Source organism: Specibacter sp. NPDC078709, from assembly GCF_040686795.1.
Lineage (GTDB): Bacteria > Actinomycetota > Actinomycetes > Actinomycetales > Micrococcaceae > Specibacter.
On the sequence record NZ_JBFBLU010000006.1, the window covers coordinates 235,097 to 251,813 of the forward strand.

Here is a 16,717-nt window from a genome sequence, read left to right on the forward strand (position 1 = left end):
ACGCCGCCATTTGCTCCGGAACTGGCCGCGACATGCTTGGATTGAGGTATCCGTGCGAAAGGCGAAAAATGACCATGTCCAGTGGAGTTTATGTCAGTGCAACTACCCCCGGTTCGGGTAAAACGTTGGTGTCCTTGGGACTGGCCGACGCCCTGCACCGGCGCGCGGATCGGATTGGCTTCTTCCGGCCCATCACCTCTGCTGCGGATCCGGAAAAAGATCCCACGGTGGCCATGTTGCGCCGCATGTACAACATGGACGAGCAGGTGTGCCGTGCCGGTATGACCAGCGCCGAGGCGCGCATGCTCATGGCGGCCGGACGGCGTGAAGAAATTGATGCCCGCGCCGTGGAGATCTTCAGTGAAATCTCCAAACACGCCGATGTCATCATTGTTGAAGGCACCGATCTCACCGGCCAGGACGCGGCCGTGGAATTTGATCTCAATGCCCGTCTGGCCAACAATCTGGGGCTGCCCATGCTGGCCGTTGTCGGCGCCCGCGGACTGAGCCCACAGGAGATCGCCGACGCCGTCGATGTCGCCCGCAAGGAGCTGGCCTCGGAGAACTGCTCGCTGCTGGCCATGATGGTCAATCGTGCCGATCCGAAGGATATGGACGCCATCACCGCGGCTATCCGACCCGGCCACAGCCACCGCCCGGTCTATGTGCTTCCCGAAATCGCGGAGATTTCCCGGCCCACGGTGGGGGAGGTCGCCGCCGCCTTGAAGCTGCGTCAGATGGCTGGTAGTTCTGAGCTGGAGCGCGATGTCCACGCCATCAAGGTCGCCGCCATGACCGTGGGCAACTTCCTGAGCCAGCTCGAGGCCCACGATCTGGTGATCGTTCCCGGTGACCGCGCCGATGTCATGGTGGCCACGCTGGCCTCCGCGTTCTCGCCTGAATTCCCGGTCCCCAGCGGCATGGTCCTGACCGGGGGCCTCGCCCCGGATCCGCATGTGCTCCCCTTCCTGGCGCATGCTCCCTTCCCTGTTTTTGCGTACGACGCCGACACCTTCAGTGCCGCTCAAGCGATCAGTGAGGTGCGCAGCGAGATCCATACGGGGCAGCGGCGGAAGATTGCTGCTGCCATGGGTGGCTGGGCCCGCAACGTGGATGAGGCGGAGCTGTTGGAACGGCTCACGCTGCCCCGCCCAGCCACCATGACCCCGTTGCGGTTCCTGCATGAGTTGATTGAGCGGGCCCGCAGCGAACGCAAACACATTGTGCTGCCCGAGGGGAGCGACTCCCGGGTGCTGGCGGCAGCTGAGATCCTGCACCGCCGCGATGTGTGTGAGCTGACAGTTCTTGGTTCGGTAGCCGCCGTCGAGGAACTGGCCGCATCCCACGGCATCGATTTGAGCGGTATCAGCATTGTTGATCCGGCTTCCTCTGAACTGCGGGAGTCCTTTGCTGTGGAGTACCAGCGGCTGCGCGCTCACAAGGGCATTGACCTGGCAAAGGCCCGCGAGATCATGCTGGACGGTTCCTACTTTGGCACCATGATGGTTCAGCTGGGTCATGTGGACGGTATGGTCTCCGGAGCTGCCCACACCACGGCCAACACCATCCGCCCGGCCTTGGAATTTGTGAAGACCCGGCCCGGCGTGAACATTGTGTCCTCGGTGTTCTTGATGCTGCTGGCGGACAGGGTGCTGGTGTACGGCGACTGCGCTGTTAACCCGGAGCCCAACGAGGAGCAACTGGCCGATATTGCGATTGCCTCCGCCGAAACGGCTGCCCAATTTGGGGTGGAGCCGCGCATCGCTATGCTGTCTTACTCCACAGGTGGTTCCGGTTCCGGTGAAGCTGTGGACGAGGTTCGCCGTGCCACTGAACTGGCCCGAGCCGCCCGTCCTGATTTGGCCATCGAAGGTCCCATTCAGTACGACGCCGCCGTGGACGCCTCCATTGCCGCTTCCAAATTGCCGGCCTCGGCCGTGGCAGGGCAGGCCACGGTATTCATCTTCCCCGACCTCAATACCGGCAACAACACCTATAAAGCGGTGCAGCAGTCTTCAGGTGCTGTTGCCGTGGGGCCTGTTTTGCAGGGATTGAACAAGCCCATCAATGATCTCTCCCGCGGCTGCACCGTGGAAGACATTGTGAACACCGTGGCCATCACCGCGATCCAGGCCCAGGTTTCGGCAAGCTCAACCACCGGGGCATCAACCACTGACTCCAAGGATTCCTAATGCGCGTGCTCGTCATCAACTCCGGCTCATCCTCGTTGAAGTACCAGGTGCGCGACACCGACACTAATGAGGTTGCCGCCAACGGGCTCATTGATCGCATTGGTGAGGGGGCTGGCGGACCGGCCGATCATGGTGAGGCCATGAATCAGGTGGCGGCCGCGCTGGACAGCGAGTTGGCGCAGAAGCCGCTGGACGCCGTCGGACATCGAGTGGTCCATGGCGGGGAACGATTCAGCGAGCCGGTCCTGATCAACAATGAAATCACGCGCGCCATCGAGCGGCTCAACCCCCTCGCCCCGCTACACAATCCGGCCAATGTGCTGGGCATCCGGGCCATCACGGCCAAATGGCCCACCATGCCGCAGGTGGCAGTTTTCGATACCGCATTCCACCGCACCCTGCCCGAACACGCCTGGCGTTACGCTGTGCCGGATGAGCTGTACCGCCAGTACGGGATCCGCCGCTACGGCTTCCATGGCACTTCGCACCAGTTCGTGACTGGACGGGCGGCGGAACTGCTGGAGATCCCGGTGGAGAACTTCAACGCCGTGGTGGCGCACTTGGGCAACGGCGTGTCCCTGACAGCCATCCAGGGTGGCGCCAGCATTGACACGTCCATGGGATTCACGCCGTTGGAGGGCCTGGTCATGGGCACCCGCAGCGGAGACGTTGATCCGTCCATCCTGGTCTTCTTGCAGCGCCAGGGCCTTTCCGCGGACGATATCGACACCATGTTGAACAAGGAATCCGGGCTCAAGGCGCTCGCCGGCAACAACGATATGCGCGCCATTGTTGAGGCCGCTGCCGCCGGGGATGCCCGTGCCCGCGTGGCCCTGGACATCACCTCTTACCGGCTGGCCAAGTACATTGGCGGCTACCATGTGGCGGTGGGCGGGGCGCAGGCCCTGGTGTTCACGGCCGGCATTGGTGAGAACTCTGCCGATTTCCGGGCTCTAGTTGCCTCACGTTTGGGCGCGCTGGGTGTGAAGCTCGACGACGCCGCGAACCTAGTGCGCTCAGGTGACCCCCGGGTGATCAGTGCCCCGGATTCATTAATTCCGGTGCTGGTGGTTCCCACGGATGAAGAGCAGGCGATCGCCGAGGCGAGCGCCGCCGTCGTGCTTAGATCGCTGAGTTAGGCTCGTTCCATGGTTGAAATTCCCTACCCACTGGCCACCGAGCGGTTGCTTCTGCGGCGCTTTACCACCGCGGATCTCGACGCCTATTACGAGTACCAGCGGCTGCCGGAAACGGCGCGGTACCTGTACGGGGACGCTCGCAGCTATGCCCAGTGCATGGCGCGAATTGCCCGCTATGTTGAGGAACCTTTTGACGAGCCGGGCCATTGGGCCACGTTCGCCGTCGAGCTTCACGGCCAGCCGGGCCTCATTGGTGAGATGGCGTTGAAATGGAACGAGGGTGGTAAGCCAGAGGGGCCGCAGCCGCAGCGTTTCGGCGAAATTGGTTGGACCATGGCGCCAGCTGCCCAAGGGAAGGGCTATGCCACCGAGGCTGCACGTGCGGTGCTGGAGTTGGCCCTGGATCAGCTGGATTTCTACCGGGTGGAAGCCCGGCTCGATGCCAGGAACGCGGCGTCGGCCGGTATTTGCGAACGGTTGGGCATGCAGCGCGAGGGCGTGCTGCGCAACAACATGTATCTGAAGGGCGAATGGACCTCAGAAGCCGTCTACGCCGTGGTGCGCAGCGCCTAAACCTTGGGGGCCCCACTGTTTCCGCTACCGTCCCCCACAAATGCGCCCCGTAGACCGGGAGCATTTATGGGGGACGGGCGCGGATTTCGATCGCTGAAACCGGGCGTCGAGCCTGTCGAGATTTAGCGCAGCTCGGTGGCACCAATCGCATCAGCCAGGAACGCGTAATCCCAGGCGCGGGTCTTCCAGCCTTCGTAGCGGCCGGACGCGCCGCCGTGGCCGCCGTCCATCTCGATCTTCATGACAATCGGTTCGGTGCCGGTGGATACTGCGCGCAGTTCCTGCACCCACTTGGCCGGTTCCACGTAGAGCACGCGGGTGTCATTGAAACTGGTGACGGCGGCGATCTTCGGGTAAGCCACGGCCCTCACATTCTCGTAAGGCGTGTACTCCTTCATGTATTTGTACACGGCCGGATCGGTGATGGGGTTGCCCCACTCTTCCCATTCCAGAGCTGAGAGCGGCAACTCCGGATCCAAAATGGTGGTCAGGGCGTCCACAAAAGGCACCTGCGCCACAATGGCCGCATACTTTTCCGGGGCCAGATTCGCCACGGCCCCCATCAGCAACCCGCCAGCCGAACCGCCCAGGGCCGCAATGCGTGCCGGATTCACCCAGCCGGAACCAGCCAGCCAGTCAGTGGCGGCCACGAAGTCGGTGAACGTGTTCTTCTTGTTCAGCTTCTTGCCGTCGTCGTACCAGGGCCGGCCCATCTCGCCGCCGCCGCGCACATGCGCAATCACAAAGACCACGCCGCGATCCAGCAGTGAGAGCCGCGGCACGCCAAAGCCCGGATCCATGCTCATTTCGTAGGAGCCGTAGCCATAAATCACTCCGGCGTTGGCGGAATCGCGCGGCAGATCCGCTCGGCGCAGCACCGAGAGCGGAACCAGAGTTCCGTCCGCGGCCGTGGCCCACTCACGCGTGGCAACGTAATCCTCGGAGCGGTAGCCGCCCAGTACGGGGGTTTCCTTGCGTAACAGCAGCTCGCCGCCAGCATCGCCTACCGGCAGCACGTAATCGTAAACGCGTGGCGGCGTGAAATCTGAGGTGTACACCAAGCGGATGACGGGGGATTCGTACTCGCTGCCGCCCATGGAGGCCGTGTACAGCTCCTCATCAAAGGCAGGCTCGACGGCGGCCGCCTGCGCCGCGGTCCCCAAGCCTTCCAGCTCGGTCACCTGAACACTTTCGATGGTGTTCTTGCGCAGCGAAACCACCATATGGGTGGCCGTGACGGAGGCGCCGTTGATGCGTACAGCAGGATCGTGTGGGACAACAGTTTCCCAGACTTGCTGATCCACGGGCTTACTGAACTCCGCAGCGTCAACCAGGGAAATCATGGAGTTGACGGCGTCACGGTCATGGGTGAGCAGGACCTTTTCGACTCCATCGAGAAGGAAGGGTTCGGCGTCGTACAAGATCTCGGCACTGCGGGGGATGAGCACCTGCAAGCCCTTTTCCGGGGCGGCGAAGTCCAGGAGACGGGTCTCGCTGAACTCGGAGCAGCCAATGCTGATCATGAGGTGGCGGCGGTCAGCGGAGAGATCGAAGCCGGTCCACATGGCCACGTCATCCTCTTGGTAGAGGACTTGATCGCTCTCTACAGGGGTGCCGAGGACGTGGGTTTTGACTTGGTGGGGGCGCCAGGAATCGTCGGCCAGCATGTAGAAGAGCGTGCTGCCGTCGGGGGAGAATGTCAGGCCGTAGAAGGCGTTCTCGATGATGTCGGGTAGGAGTTGGCCGGTGCGCAGATCCTTGATGCGGATGGTGAAAAGTTCATCTCCGGCGTTGTCCACGGCGTAGGCGTAGAGGTTGCCGTCGTGGGTGACGGCGGCGCCGCCAATCGAGAAGAACGGCTGGCCTTCAGCTTCGACGTTGCCATCGAGGATGATTTGCTCGCCGGGGACGTCAACGCCTGGCTCAACGAGCGGGGGAGTCCAATCGTCGAGCGTCCCATTGCTTTCGGCGCGGACGCGGCACTGGATGCCGTAGGCCTGGCCCTCGACCATGCGTCCGTAGTACCACCAGCCGTCCTTGCGGCTGGGGACCGAGAGGTCGGTTTCCTGCGTGCGGTTTTTGATCTCGTTGAAGATATCCGTACGGAGCTGTTCCTGCCCGGCTGTGACGGCATCCGTGTAGGCCTGCTCGGCGTTCAGATGCGCCACAACCTCCGGGTTTTCCTTCTCGCGCAGCCACTCGTAGTTATCCACAAAAGTGTCCCCGTGGTGGGTGCGCTCCACGGGGACCTTCTTGGCAACCGGGGGAGCTGCGGGAGCGGCGGGGGTGTTTGCCGGGAGAGATTCGGAAACGTTCGTGGGTGCTGCGGCATCGGAAGTCGTCATGAATCCACTGTAGCGAGGAGGTTTGCGGGAGCGCAGGCGGAGGCGGGCAGCTATGCCAAGAGCGGAGCGCAGGAGGCCACCAGCATTTCGGCCCCGGTCCGCTCGGGCCCATAGACCGCTCCGACCCCCTCGAATGTACAGATAATGTACGCTTCAGACCGTTTTGGGGTGTTTTGCCGTACGTTATCTGCGCACTCGGCGAGGGGTGGCGAGGGATTGCGAGGGATTGCGCCGGACGGCGAGGGACGGCGCGGTGCTGTCACCCACCGGAGCGCCCGCCGGCCCGCTTAGGCGCGCAACGCCGTCGTCAATCCCCAAAGAGCAAGTGCGGCCAAGGGGAACATCCACTGCACCACTACGTCTCCGGTCCTTGAGAGGGCAGTCTTGCGTCGCGAGGTTGCGGGGTCCTCCAGCGGATCGCGGAGCCGTTCATCCGGGCCGGTGAGGGCGCTGATTGTTCCGATTACGGAGACCACCAACAGCAGCACAATGCTCGCCACAAGGAGGGGAGTCGGGTTCAGTGAAAGCCATGCTTCCTCGCCCGGTTTTGGTGCAAGAAATGCGGCAAGAAGCGCGCTGGCCATGCCAACGGAGATGGCGAGAAATAGCGGCCAGAGATTTTTGATGCCTTGCAGCAGATACAGCGGAAGTGCTGCCACGAGCGCAAAAGGAACCATCATCAGCAGTAGTTGCGGGAGATTTAGATCCAACCTTCCACCAGTGGCCCACGGCCCGATCGTGGAGTTGAAAACGATGAATCCGACAATGCCAAAAGCAGCCCGAACAATGGCCTTTCGGGTCTCGCCGGCGGGGGCTGTAGGTAGGTCAAGGGTGTTCGCATACTCTTGTGCGGAGCCAAACTCATCAAGCGGCGCCTGGCCCGAATCGGCAACAAATTCCTGCACCGATGCCAACGTGTCTCCAATCGCGGCTCCCGTGACATTACGCAATCGCAACTCAACGGTCAGCTCATCGAGCCATTTCTGCGTTGCCTTGCTGGTGGCAGATCGGATGCGGCTGTCAGTGTTCATGATGGATCCCCTGTGAATAAGTTGTTGGTGACGGCGGCGAACGCTTGCCAGTGCAGACGCTGCCGTGCCAGTTCTGCGCGGCCTGCCTCGGTGAGTGAGAAGTATTTGCGGCCTGGGCCTGCGGTGCCGGCTTGCCAGTCGGTGCTCACCCAACCAGCGGTCTCGAAGCGGGTCAGCAAAGGGTAGAGCGTGCCGCCCTTGATCTGGCCCAATCCGGCGTCGGCCAGCGTACTGGTGATGGCGTATCCGTAGGATCTCCCGCTATCCAGTACCCGAAGCACGCTCAATCCCAGCACGGCGCGCAGCCAATCGCTGGGCCATGAGGTGGTTTCTTCCGTTGTCATAACTAGATTGTCTGATTAACTAGTCAGGCTGTCAATCATGTGTCGGTACGGATTTATCGGAGGTCATTGACCGTTTCTTCGTTCCATGGAATATTTATAGAACGATCGGTCGGTAATGTGCCGACCGTGTCCCGCGGTTGGAGGCTAGTTGATGGACGACGCCGGACACCTCCCCGCGCTCACTTCCTTCGCCACGCTTCTGGTCACCCAGGATCTAGACCGGGCCCGGGTCACGGTGCAGCTGAATCGGCCCGACGTCCGCAACGCCATTGACGCCCAAATGGTGGCAGACCTCCACAAAGTGTGTGAGCGTCTGGAGGGTCATCCGCAGGTGCTCATCCTGACAGGAGCCCCGGGCGATGAAGCCGCCGGGACCAAGGGTTTCTTTGCCTCCGGAGCTGACATTGGGGAGTTGATCCAGAGGCGGCGAGAAGACGCGCTGGCTGGTATCAACTCCACCCTCTTTGAACGGATTGCGCAGCTTCCCATGCCCGTCATTGCCGCCCTGGACGGATACGCGTTGGGCGGCGGCGCAGAGTTGGCCTACGCCGCGGACTTCCGTATCGGCACCCGGGCCTTGCGCGTGGGACAGCCGGAAACGCAGTTAGGCATCCTCGCAGCGGCAGGGGCCAGCTGGCGGCTCAAGGAATTGGTGGGCGAACCAGTCGCGAAGCAGATGCTCCTGGCCGGCTACATCCTGACCGGCGAGGGCGCCCTCGCCGTGGGATTGATCAGCGAACTCGTGGAACCGGCGGAGCTGATGGCCGCCGCCCACGCACTCGCCGACAGGATCTGCGCGCAGGACCCGCTCGCCGTTCAGGCCACAAAACGGGTGTTCCACGCACCGCGCGACGCCCACCCCGCCATCGATAACCAAGCGCAGGCGGAACTTTTTGAGTCGCCCGCCAAATTCGCTCGTATGCAGGCATTTCTGGATCGGAGAAGGGCATGAGAAATCCGGCGGCCCCGACCTCTGCTCTTCCGCAATACGTGGGGGTTTTAGGTGGCGGACGGATGGGCTCCGGCATCGCCCACGCGTTCCTCATGGCCGGGTGCAATGTGAGAGTCGTGGAGTCCGACGCCGGTGCTGCCGCCGCCGCCCGCTCCCGGGTGGAACGCGCGGTGGAAAAGTCCCTAGCGCGGTCCGGGGCACGAATGCTGGCAGCTGACGGCGAGCAGGCCGCCGCGCTGAACCCCACCGCCCGGAACCCAGCCACCCTGAACCCCGCCACCCTGAACCCCTCCACCCTGAACCCCGCCGCCCTGGATAAGACCCCTCCCGACGTGGGCGCCTTAGCTGGCCCCGGCATCATGGAGCGGTTCGCCGTGTTCACGGACGTTGCCAACTTCGCCAACTGCGCACTCGTGGTCGAAGCCGTTCCGGAGGATCGTGATCTCAAGGTCGCAGCACTGCGCCGGACCGAACCATACCTCGCGCCGACGGCCGTGCTGGCGTCCAACTCCTCGGCTTTGTCGCTGACGGACTTGGCCGCACAGCTAGTACGTCCAGCGCAGTTCCTGGGCCTGCACTTCTTCAATCCGGTCCCGTCTTCCGCGCTCGTGGAGATCGTCCGGGGCCAGCTCACCCCGGATGCCTTGGTGACCACGGCGCAAGGATGGGTCGCGGCGTTGGGCAAGACCGCCGTCGTGGTTGCCGATTCACCCGGGTTCGCCTCCTCTCGGCTTGGTGTTGCTCTGGCGTTGGAAGCCATGCGAATGCTTCAGGATGAGGTGGCCTCGGCGGAAGACATCGACGCCGCCATGGTTCTGGGCTACCGGCACCAAACCGGCCCGCTGCGCACCACGGATTTGGTGGGTCTGGATGTTCGGCTGGACATCGCCGAGCACCTAGCCGCCACCCTCGGGCCACGTTTTGCCGCCCCGGATATCCTGCGAGAGAAAGTGGCCCGCGGTGAACTGGGCCGCAAAACCGGCCGCGGATTCTTCGACTGGGACGCAGATTCCCCAGCCTGATCAGCTCCACTTATGGAAAGGATGGCACCATGAACGCCGCCAGGACCGCAGATTTTATCCCCAGCTATGTTCAGGATGCGTGGTGGACGCCGGAGGAGGATGACGGCGGACCCCTCTCCGTGCGATCTGCGGCGCCTGTTGCGGTGCGCCAGTTGCGTGACGCCAGCACGGGTGAGGTGACTGCGCGGGTCAGCGCCGACGGCCCGGAGCTGAGTGCCGCCGTCGATCATGGGCGAACAGTGGGACAGGCGGAGCTTGGACGCCTGACTATCCACGAACGTGCCCTGAAGCTGCGCGATCTGGCCACTTATCTGAACGGCCACAGGGAGGAGCTGTACGCACTCTCCGCGCAAACCGGCGCCACGAAGATCGACTCCATGGTGGACATTGACGGAGGCATTGGGGTGCTGTTCACGTTTTCCTCCAAGGGCCGGCGCGAACTGCCCAACACCAACGTCATTGTGGAGGGGCCCGTGGAGGTGCTCAGCAAAGACGGGTCGTTCATGGGCGAGCACATTTTTACCCGGATTCCGGGCGTAGCCGTGCAGATCAATGCCTTTAACTTTCCCGTCTGGGGAATGCTGGAAAAATTTGCCCCGGCCTTCATTGCCGGTGTGCCCAGCATCGTCAAACCCGCCACCCCCACCATGGTGCTCGCCGAGGCTGCAGCCCGGCTCATGATCGAATCCGGCATTTTGCCTGCTGGCGCACTGCAACTGGTCTCCGGATCCGGAAGGGGACTGTTGGGGCTCCTGGACTACCGCGACATGGTGTCCTTCACAGGCTCGGCCAGCACCGCGCAGCAACTGAGAACGCAGTTGGGCGAGGGGGTGCGATTCATGGCGGAGACTGACTCGCTCAACGCCGCCATTTTGGGCCCCGATGCTGTCCCGGGCACGCCCGAGTTTGACGCCTTCATTAAATCTGTCGTGACGGAAATGACCGTCAAGGCGGGGCAAAAGTGCACTGCAGTGCGCCGTGCCATCGTTCCGGAAGGACTCAAATCCGCCGTCATTGACGCCATTGGAGCCCGGCTCGGCGAGCGGGTGGTGATCGGTGATCCACGCGCCGAGGGCGTCACCATGGGTGCGCTCGCCTCCCTGGAACAGCTGGATTCGGTCCGCGCAGCTGTCGAAACGATGGTGGCCGAAGGCGGCTCGCTGGCCATCGGATCGCTCGACGCGCCGGCGGTGAGGCGCGCAGATGGGTCCGTGGGCGCCGTCGAACATGGTGCGTTTATGTCTCCGGTGCTGCTGGACTGGGCTGACTCTGAGGCGCCCGCCGCCCACACTCTGGAGGCTTTTGGGCCGGTGTGCGGCGTGCTTGGCTATTTAGCGGACGACGGCGGTTCCGCCAATGCGGTGCGGCTCGCCGCGCTGGGGGCCGGGTCCCTTGTGGCCACAGTCTGCACGAATGACCCCAACTTTGCCCGGCAGGTGGTCTCGGGGATTGCCGCTCACCACGGCCGAGTTCTAGTACTCAATCGGGAGGATGCGCGAAGCTCAACGGGGCATGGTGCACCGGTGCCGCATCTTATCCACGGTGGGCCGGGGCGGGCCGGAGGTGGTGAGGAGCTCGGCGGTGTGCGGGCTATCAAGCATCATATGCAGCGAACTGCCGTTCAGGGTTCGCCGAATATGCTCACGGCCGTGACTGGAGTGTGGCACGCAGGGGCGGATCGAGTGATCGCCGGAGATCCTGAATTTGGTGGTGAGGCGGATGCTGTCCACCCATTCCGGAAATCGCTTGCGGAATTACGCGCTGGGGATGCGTTCGCGTCCGGGCTGCGGCTCGTCACGCTCGAAGACATTACGGCGTTCGCGCAGAGCACCGGGGACAACTTCTATGCTCACACGGATGCGGTTGCCGCAGCTCGCAATCCTTTCTTTCCCGGCATAGTTGCCCACGGCTATCTCTTGGTTTCCTGGGCGGCGGGGCTGTTTGTGGAGCCTGCGCCGGGACCGGTTTTGGCCAACTACGGCTTGGAGAATCTGAGGTTTCTCACGCCTGTCGCGGCCGGCGATTCACTGCGCGTGATGCTGACAGCCAAGGCCATCACGCCACGCGTCACTGATGAATATGGTGAAGTGTGCTGGGACGCGGTGCTGCACAATCAACGCGGTGACATTGTGGCGAGCTACGATGTGCTCACGCTCGTGGAGAAGGTGGAGACGCTCTATCTAAGTAGTCCCTGATCTAAGTAGTCCCTGATCTAAGCAGTCCCTGACCCGAGTAGTCCCTGAAACGACAGGACCAGGACGTCGTCGGCCAGCTTCTTTGCCGAGAGGTGACCGCCTGGTTTGTACCACTCCACAATCGAGTTGATGGTGCCAAAGAGTAGCCGTGTAATGGTTCCGGCGGCGATGTCAGTTCGCAGGGTGCCCGCCTGTTGCGCCTCTGTCACGAGGGCTGTGATGGTGCGGTCAAAGGCGCGGCGACGATTCATCGCCTCACGTTCCATCTCAGTGTTTCCGCGCAACCGCAGCAGCAAGGTGACAAAGGGCAAACGGTCCACGAGCACACCAACCATGCCTCTCAGCACAAATTCCAGCCGCTCGTTGGGAGCGCCTGAGCGGGCACCATCCAGTAACAAGACTCCTTCTAAACCACCCAGGGCTTCTTCAAGTGCCAGACGCAGCAGCTCCTCTTTCGAGGGAACATGGTGGTAAATGGCAGATTTTGAGATCCCCAACGCCTGCGCCAACAGACCCATGGACGCCGCCTCATAGCCGTGTTTGTTGAAAACTTCCACGGAAGTGCGTAGCACCGAGGCTTGGTCGTGCCCCGGGCGGCCGCGCTTTGTGGCAGTGGATGGTGCTGCGGTGGTGGACATGTGTGCTGCCCCTTCCCTGGTGGATTCATTGACGACGATTTCACAGCATTATATCCTGAACGAACGGTCGGTAATTAAAGTGGACCGTAAGTGGCCTGTCAAAGGAGACGCCATGACGAGAGAACTAAGCGAGCCCCAACGGATGAACTCCGGGCAGAACGGCAGAGTCGAAAGCCGCTCGGCCGTCGGCACCGCCGACCATGCTGCAGCCGAAGATACAGCAGCCGGCGAGGCAAACTTTGCTGCGGTCATCGCGAGGGATTCACGGATTGAGCCCACAGACTGGATGCCCGGAGACTATCGGCATGCACTGATTCGGCAAATGTCCCAGCACGCCCATTCCGAGATTATTGGGATGCAGCCGGAGGCCAATTGGATCACGCGCGCCCCTAGTCTGAAGCGCAAAGCCATCCTGATGGCCAAGGTCCAGGATGAGGCCGGGCATGGGCTCTACCTGTATTCGGCCACGGAAACGCTGGGTATTGACCGGGACACCATGATGGCGCAGCTCATTGAGGGCAAGGCCCGGTACTCTTCAATTTTCAACTATCCGGCGGTGAGCTGGGCAGACATGGGGGCCATTGGCTGGATGGTGGATGGGGCCGCTATTACCAATCAGGTGCCGCTGTGCCGAGCCTCTTATGGGCCGTATGCGAGGGCCATGGTGCGCATTTGCAAGGAGGAATCGTTCCATCAGCGGCAGGGTTTTGAAATCCTCTTGGAGCTCTCCCACGGCACGCCGGGTCAAAAGGCCATGGCACAGGACGCGGTCAACCGTTGGTACGCGCCGTCGCTGATGATGTTCGGGCCGCCCGACGGCGATTCGCCCAATTCCAGCCAGTCGATGGCATGGAACATCAAGCGTTTCGGCAACGATGAGCTCCGGTCCCGTTTCGTGGGCATGCTCGTCGAGCAAGCAGGAGTGCTTGGGCTGCAGCTGCCTGATCCTTTGGTGCGGCTCAATCCCGACACAGGGAAGTGGGAGCACAGGCCCCTTGATTGGGTCGAGTTCAAGGAGGTTCTGGCCGGACAAGGGCCCTGCAATGCCCAACGAATGGAGCGTCGCCGCGCCGCGCACGACGACGGAGCCTGGGTTCGCGAGGCCGCCGCAGCCTACGCTGCCAAACAAGCCGTGCATGCGGGGAAGGTGGCGGCCTAGCTATGAACTCTGCCGAATCGTCCGCTGAAAACGTGTCTGCTGAAAGTACCGCGCCTGCTCCCACGGTTCCCAACCCGGCCGCCCCGGGCTGGTCTTTATGGGAGGTGTTCGTGCGCTCAAATCGCGGGCTGAGCCACGTCCATGCAGGGTCACTGCATGCGCCGGATGCCACCATGGCACTGCGCAATGCCCGCGACCTCTACACACGGCGCAATGAAGGGGTTTCCCTTTGGGTGGTTCCCTCCGATGCCATCGCGGCGTCCGACCCCGACGCTAAAGGGTCCTTCTTTGAATCTCCGCAGGGCAAGGACTATCGCCACGCCACGTATTACACCAAGAGCGAAGGGGTGAAACACCTATGACCCCATCCGCCGGCTCCCAGCCTTCGCCAGCTCAACACCGCAATCCCACTCCTTATTCGCAGGGTGATAGTTCCGCGTCGGCCACCAGGATCACCCCAGGAAATGCCTTGCGCCCCGAAGATATTGCTAGGGCGGCCGCCGACGGAACCTCCATCCCCAGCGCCGAGGTGGCCAACTATGCGCTGTGTCTGGGCGACGATGCGCTGATCTTGGCTCAGCGTCTGGGCCACTGGATTTCCCGAGGTCCTGAACTGGAAGAAGACGTGGCGCTGGGCAACATCGCTCTGGACCAGCTGGGGCATGCCCGTTCATTCCTTAGTTATGCGGGGGCAGCCTGGGGGAAAACCGAGGATGATCTGGCGTATTTCCGCCGCGAGTCTGAATTCCGCTCGGCGCACCTTTTCGAGCAGCCCAACGGTGACTTCGCCGTCACGATCGCCCGCCAATTCATCGCCGCCAACTATCAATTTCTGCTGTACGGCGCACTGACTCGCTCGAGCGACCCCACACTGGCCGCGATCGCGGCAAAAGCCGTGAAGGAAGTGGACTACCACCTGGACCACAGCACCCAATGGGTTCTGCGACTGGCCGGCGGAACAGCAGAATCACGGCGACGGATGGAAGCGGGGCTGGCCATCATGTGGCCGTTTGTTGGCGAGTTGTTCTGCGACTGGCCGCTCATAGCGGAAGCCGGGGACGCCGCCGTCGTACCTTCTCGTTTGAAGGCTGATTTTGAGCGGGCCACCGCGGCGACTCTGGCGGAAGCCGGGCTCAACGTGGCGGCGCTGCCCATGGCCACCGGCGGCGGCCGGCAGGGGCGGCATTCGGAACATTTGGGCTATCTGCTGGCCGAAATGCAGGTCTTGGCGCGCGAATATCCTGGGGCGAGCTGGTGAGCGGCATGAGCGAAATGAAAGCATCCACTCAACACCGGACCGGCAGCGTCGCGCCCCTGACCGAGCGAGCATGGGAGGTTGCCGCGGCGGTGCTCGATCCGGAACTGCCGGTACTGACCATTGCCGATCTGGGCATCCTGCGAGAGGTCCGCGTGCTCCCAACCCCGCGCCCAAGGAATAACGGGGACACCGGAGGCACCGTACGCGTCACCATCACCCCCACTTATTCCGGCTGCCCGGCGATGGACACCATTCGGGCCGATCTGCGCAGCGCCTTTGCCCGCAGCACTTTTGCGCCCACCTGTGCCGGAGATGGCCCGTGGGATGTTGAAATCGTGACCGTGCTGGCGCCGGCCTGGACCACCGATTGGATCAGCGAACCGGGCCGGGACAAGCTCGTTGCATTTGGCATCGCGCCGCCCACCGGCAGTTCGCCGGCCGGTGGGCACAGTGGCCCGGTCCGGCTGGCCCTGCAGGTTAAATGCCCGCACTGCCAATCGCTGAATACCCGGGAACTGAGCCGATTCGGATCAACATCGTGCAAGGCCCTGTATGTTTGCGGCGACTGCCGGGAACCCTTCGACTATTTCAAGGTGCTCTGATGAGGGCCCCGGTCTCTGCGACTGCCCGCCGCCGGGCAGCGTTCCACCAGCTGACGGTGTCACATGTGCGGCAATTGACGCACGACGCCGTTGAGGTAACCTTCGCCGTGCCCGCGCAGCTGGCCGGGTTCTACGATTATCTGCCGGGACAGTACGTGGCGCTGCGGGCCCGGATGCCCGATGCTGCGGGCGTGCTGCGGGAGCTACGGCGCAGTTACTCCCTGTGTGCCTTGCCCATCCAGTTCCCGGATGGCAGTTCCGAGCTGAAAATCGCCATCAAACGCGACCTCGGCGGCGAGTTCTCCACCTGGGCTACCTCAGAATTGGGGCCCGGCGGGGTTCTGGACGTCATGAGTCCCAGCGGCGCGTTCGTATCCCGGCATTCCGCAACCGCTTCCGGTCCCGCACAGAACGTGCTCACGAGCATGAATCACCCGCAGCAGCTGGCTGGAAGAAACGGACATTTTGTGGCTATTGCCGCAGGCTCGGGCATCACCCCGGTGATGGCGCTGGCCGCGTCGTTGCTGGCTGGCAGCTCAGGCGCCGGCTCCGGCAGCCCAAGCGCCCCAGATGGCTCAGCTGCGCCTGAAACCTCCCTGGATCTTCTCTACGTGAACAAGGGCACCATGGACATCATGTTTCTGGAGGAATTGGCTGATTTGAAGGATCGCTACCCGCGCCGTCTGGCCGTCCATCATGTGCTGTCCCGCGAAGAGCGCATTGCCCCGCTGCTCAGTGGTCGCCTCGATGCCAGCAAGCTGGTTGCTCTTTTCGACAAGGCTATCCATGCCGAGGACGTTGTTGAATGGTTCCTCTGTGGTCCCTTCGAGCTAGTTCAGTTGTGCCGCGACGTGCTGGAACAACGCGGCGTCCCCCGTGAGAACATCCGTTTCGAGCTGTTCACCACTGGCCGCCCGGACCGTCCGGCAGGCCAGCATGGGCGCCCAGTCAGAATCGAAGAATCCCGGGAAAACCGCACAATAACGTTCACCCTCGACGGCCGCACCACCGAAGTTCTCAGCCCTATCCACGCCCGCGAATCCATCCTCAACGCGGCCTTGCGGCTGCGCCCCGACGTCCCGTTCGCCTGCGCCGGCGGCGTCTGCGGCACCTGCCGGACCAAGCTGATTTCCGGAGAAGTCACCATGGACGAAAACTACGCACTGGAACCGGAGGAACTCGCCGCCGGCTACATCCTGAGCTGCCAATCGCACCCCACCACGGATGAGGTCACCGTCGATTACGACGCCTGACCCCGCCCCGAGCC

The 16,717-nt window shown here is 62.8% G+C and carries 15 protein-coding genes; 11 read left to right on the forward strand and 4 right to left on the reverse strand.

From position 1 onward, the window contains the following. Window positions 1-74 precede the first annotated feature (74 nt). The 3 genes from pta to AB0P14_RS13035 are packed head-to-tail and all read left to right on the forward strand — an operon-like array spanning window position 75 to window position 3,904. Complete coding sequence (pta, locus tag AB0P14_RS13025; protein ID WP_363842808.1) at window positions 75-2,192, forward strand: phosphate acetyltransferase; 2,118 nt, start codon at window positions 75-77, stop codon at window positions 2,190-2,192. Continuing rightward, window positions 2,192-3,331: an acetate kinase gene (locus tag AB0P14_RS13030; protein WP_363842811.1), complete on the forward strand. Its 1,140-nt coding sequence runs from the start codon at window positions 2,192-2,194 to the stop codon at window positions 3,329-3,331. Before pta ends, AB0P14_RS13030 begins: the two co-directional genes overlap by 1 nt. Before the next feature lie 9 nt (window positions 3,332-3,340). After that, window positions 3,341-3,904 carry a GNAT family N-acetyltransferase gene (locus AB0P14_RS13035; protein WP_363842814.1) on the forward strand — a complete coding sequence of 188 codons (564 nt, stop codon included), beginning with the start codon at window positions 3,341-3,343 and terminating at the stop codon, window positions 3,902-3,904. A 122-nt stretch (window positions 3,905-4,026) separates the two neighbouring features. On the opposite strand, the gene AB0P14_RS13040 is transcribed toward AB0P14_RS13035, so the two are convergent. The 3 genes from AB0P14_RS13040 to AB0P14_RS13050 form a co-directional block, all read right to left on the reverse strand. Further along, a complete protein-coding gene (locus tag AB0P14_RS13040; protein ID WP_363842817.1) occupies window positions 4,027-6,249 on the reverse strand; it encodes a S9 family peptidase in 2,223 nt (740 codons plus the stop codon). Between the two features lie 287 nt (window positions 6,250-6,536). Further along, the gene (locus AB0P14_RS13045) at window positions 6,537-7,280 is read right to left on the reverse strand and encodes a hypothetical protein (protein ID WP_363842820.1); all 744 of its coding nucleotides are present in this window, start codon (window positions 7,278-7,280) and stop codon (window positions 6,537-6,539) included. Further along, window positions 7,277-7,624, reverse strand: coding sequence for a PadR family transcriptional regulator (locus AB0P14_RS13050; protein WP_363842823.1), 348 nt, complete (start codon window positions 7,622-7,624; stop codon window positions 7,277-7,279). Before AB0P14_RS13050 ends, AB0P14_RS13045 begins: the two co-directional genes overlap by 4 nt. A 151-nt stretch (window positions 7,625-7,775) precedes the next feature. Between AB0P14_RS13050 and AB0P14_RS13055 the strand changes: the two genes are divergently transcribed. Genes AB0P14_RS13055 through paaZ form a run of 3 tightly spaced genes read left to right on the forward strand, consistent with a single transcriptional unit; the run spans window position 7,776 to window position 11,793 of the window. Beyond that, window positions 7,776-8,576 (forward strand): enoyl-CoA hydratase/isomerase family protein, encoded by an 801-nt coding sequence (locus AB0P14_RS13055; RefSeq protein ID WP_363842826.1) that lies wholly within the window; start codon window positions 7,776-7,778, stop codon window positions 8,574-8,576. Further along, complete coding sequence (locus AB0P14_RS13060) at window positions 8,573-9,598, forward strand: 3-hydroxyacyl-CoA dehydrogenase family protein (RefSeq protein WP_363842829.1); 1,026 nt, start codon at window positions 8,573-8,575, stop codon at window positions 9,596-9,598. Before AB0P14_RS13055 ends, AB0P14_RS13060 begins: the two co-directional genes overlap by 4 nt. A gap of 29 nt (window positions 9,599-9,627) precedes the next feature. Then, window positions 9,628-11,793 (forward strand): phenylacetic acid degradation bifunctional protein PaaZ, encoded by a 2,166-nt coding sequence (gene paaZ / locus AB0P14_RS13065; RefSeq protein WP_363842831.1) that lies wholly within the window; start codon window positions 9,628-9,630, stop codon window positions 11,791-11,793. A 17-nt stretch (window positions 11,794-11,810) separates the two neighbouring features. Here the strand turns inward: paaZ and AB0P14_RS13070 are convergent, their stop codons facing one another. Beyond that, the gene (locus AB0P14_RS13070; RefSeq protein WP_363842834.1) at window positions 11,811-12,431 is read right to left on the reverse strand and encodes a TetR/AcrR family transcriptional regulator; all 621 of its coding nucleotides are present in this window, start codon (window positions 12,429-12,431) and stop codon (window positions 11,811-11,813) included. 112 nt (window positions 12,432-12,543) lie between these two features. On the opposite strand from AB0P14_RS13070, the gene paaA reads away from it, so the two are divergent. Genes paaA through paaE form a run of 5 tightly spaced genes read left to right on the forward strand, consistent with a single transcriptional unit; the run spans window position 12,544 to window position 16,703 of the window. Then, window positions 12,544-13,590 carry a 1,2-phenylacetyl-CoA epoxidase subunit PaaA gene (paaA, locus tag AB0P14_RS13075; RefSeq protein WP_363842836.1) on the forward strand — a complete coding sequence of 349 codons (1,047 nt, stop codon included), beginning with the start codon at window positions 12,544-12,546 and terminating at the stop codon, window positions 13,588-13,590. A gap of 2 nt (window positions 13,591-13,592) precedes the next feature. After that, entirely contained in the window at window positions 13,593-13,952 is a 360-nt protein-coding gene (paaB, locus tag AB0P14_RS13080) for a 1,2-phenylacetyl-CoA epoxidase subunit PaaB (RefSeq protein WP_363842839.1), read from the forward strand. Further along, window positions 13,949-14,848, forward strand: a complete 900-nt coding sequence (paaC, locus tag AB0P14_RS13085; RefSeq protein WP_363842842.1) for a 1,2-phenylacetyl-CoA epoxidase subunit PaaC — start codon at window positions 13,949-13,951, stop codon at window positions 14,846-14,848. Before paaB ends, paaC begins: the two co-directional genes overlap by 4 nt. Window positions 14,849-14,853: 5 nt before the next feature. Then, on the forward strand, window positions 14,854-15,450 hold the full coding sequence (gene paaD / locus AB0P14_RS13090) for a 1,2-phenylacetyl-CoA epoxidase subunit PaaD (protein WP_363842845.1): 597 nt from the start codon (window positions 14,854-14,856) through the stop codon (window positions 15,448-15,450). After that, a complete protein-coding gene (gene paaE / locus AB0P14_RS13095) occupies window positions 15,450-16,703 on the forward strand; it encodes a 1,2-phenylacetyl-CoA epoxidase subunit PaaE (RefSeq protein ID WP_363842848.1) in 1,254 nt (417 codons plus the stop codon). The genes paaD and paaE overlap by 1 nt, the downstream gene beginning before the upstream one ends. The last annotated feature ends 14 nt before the right edge of the window (window positions 16,704-16,717 follow it).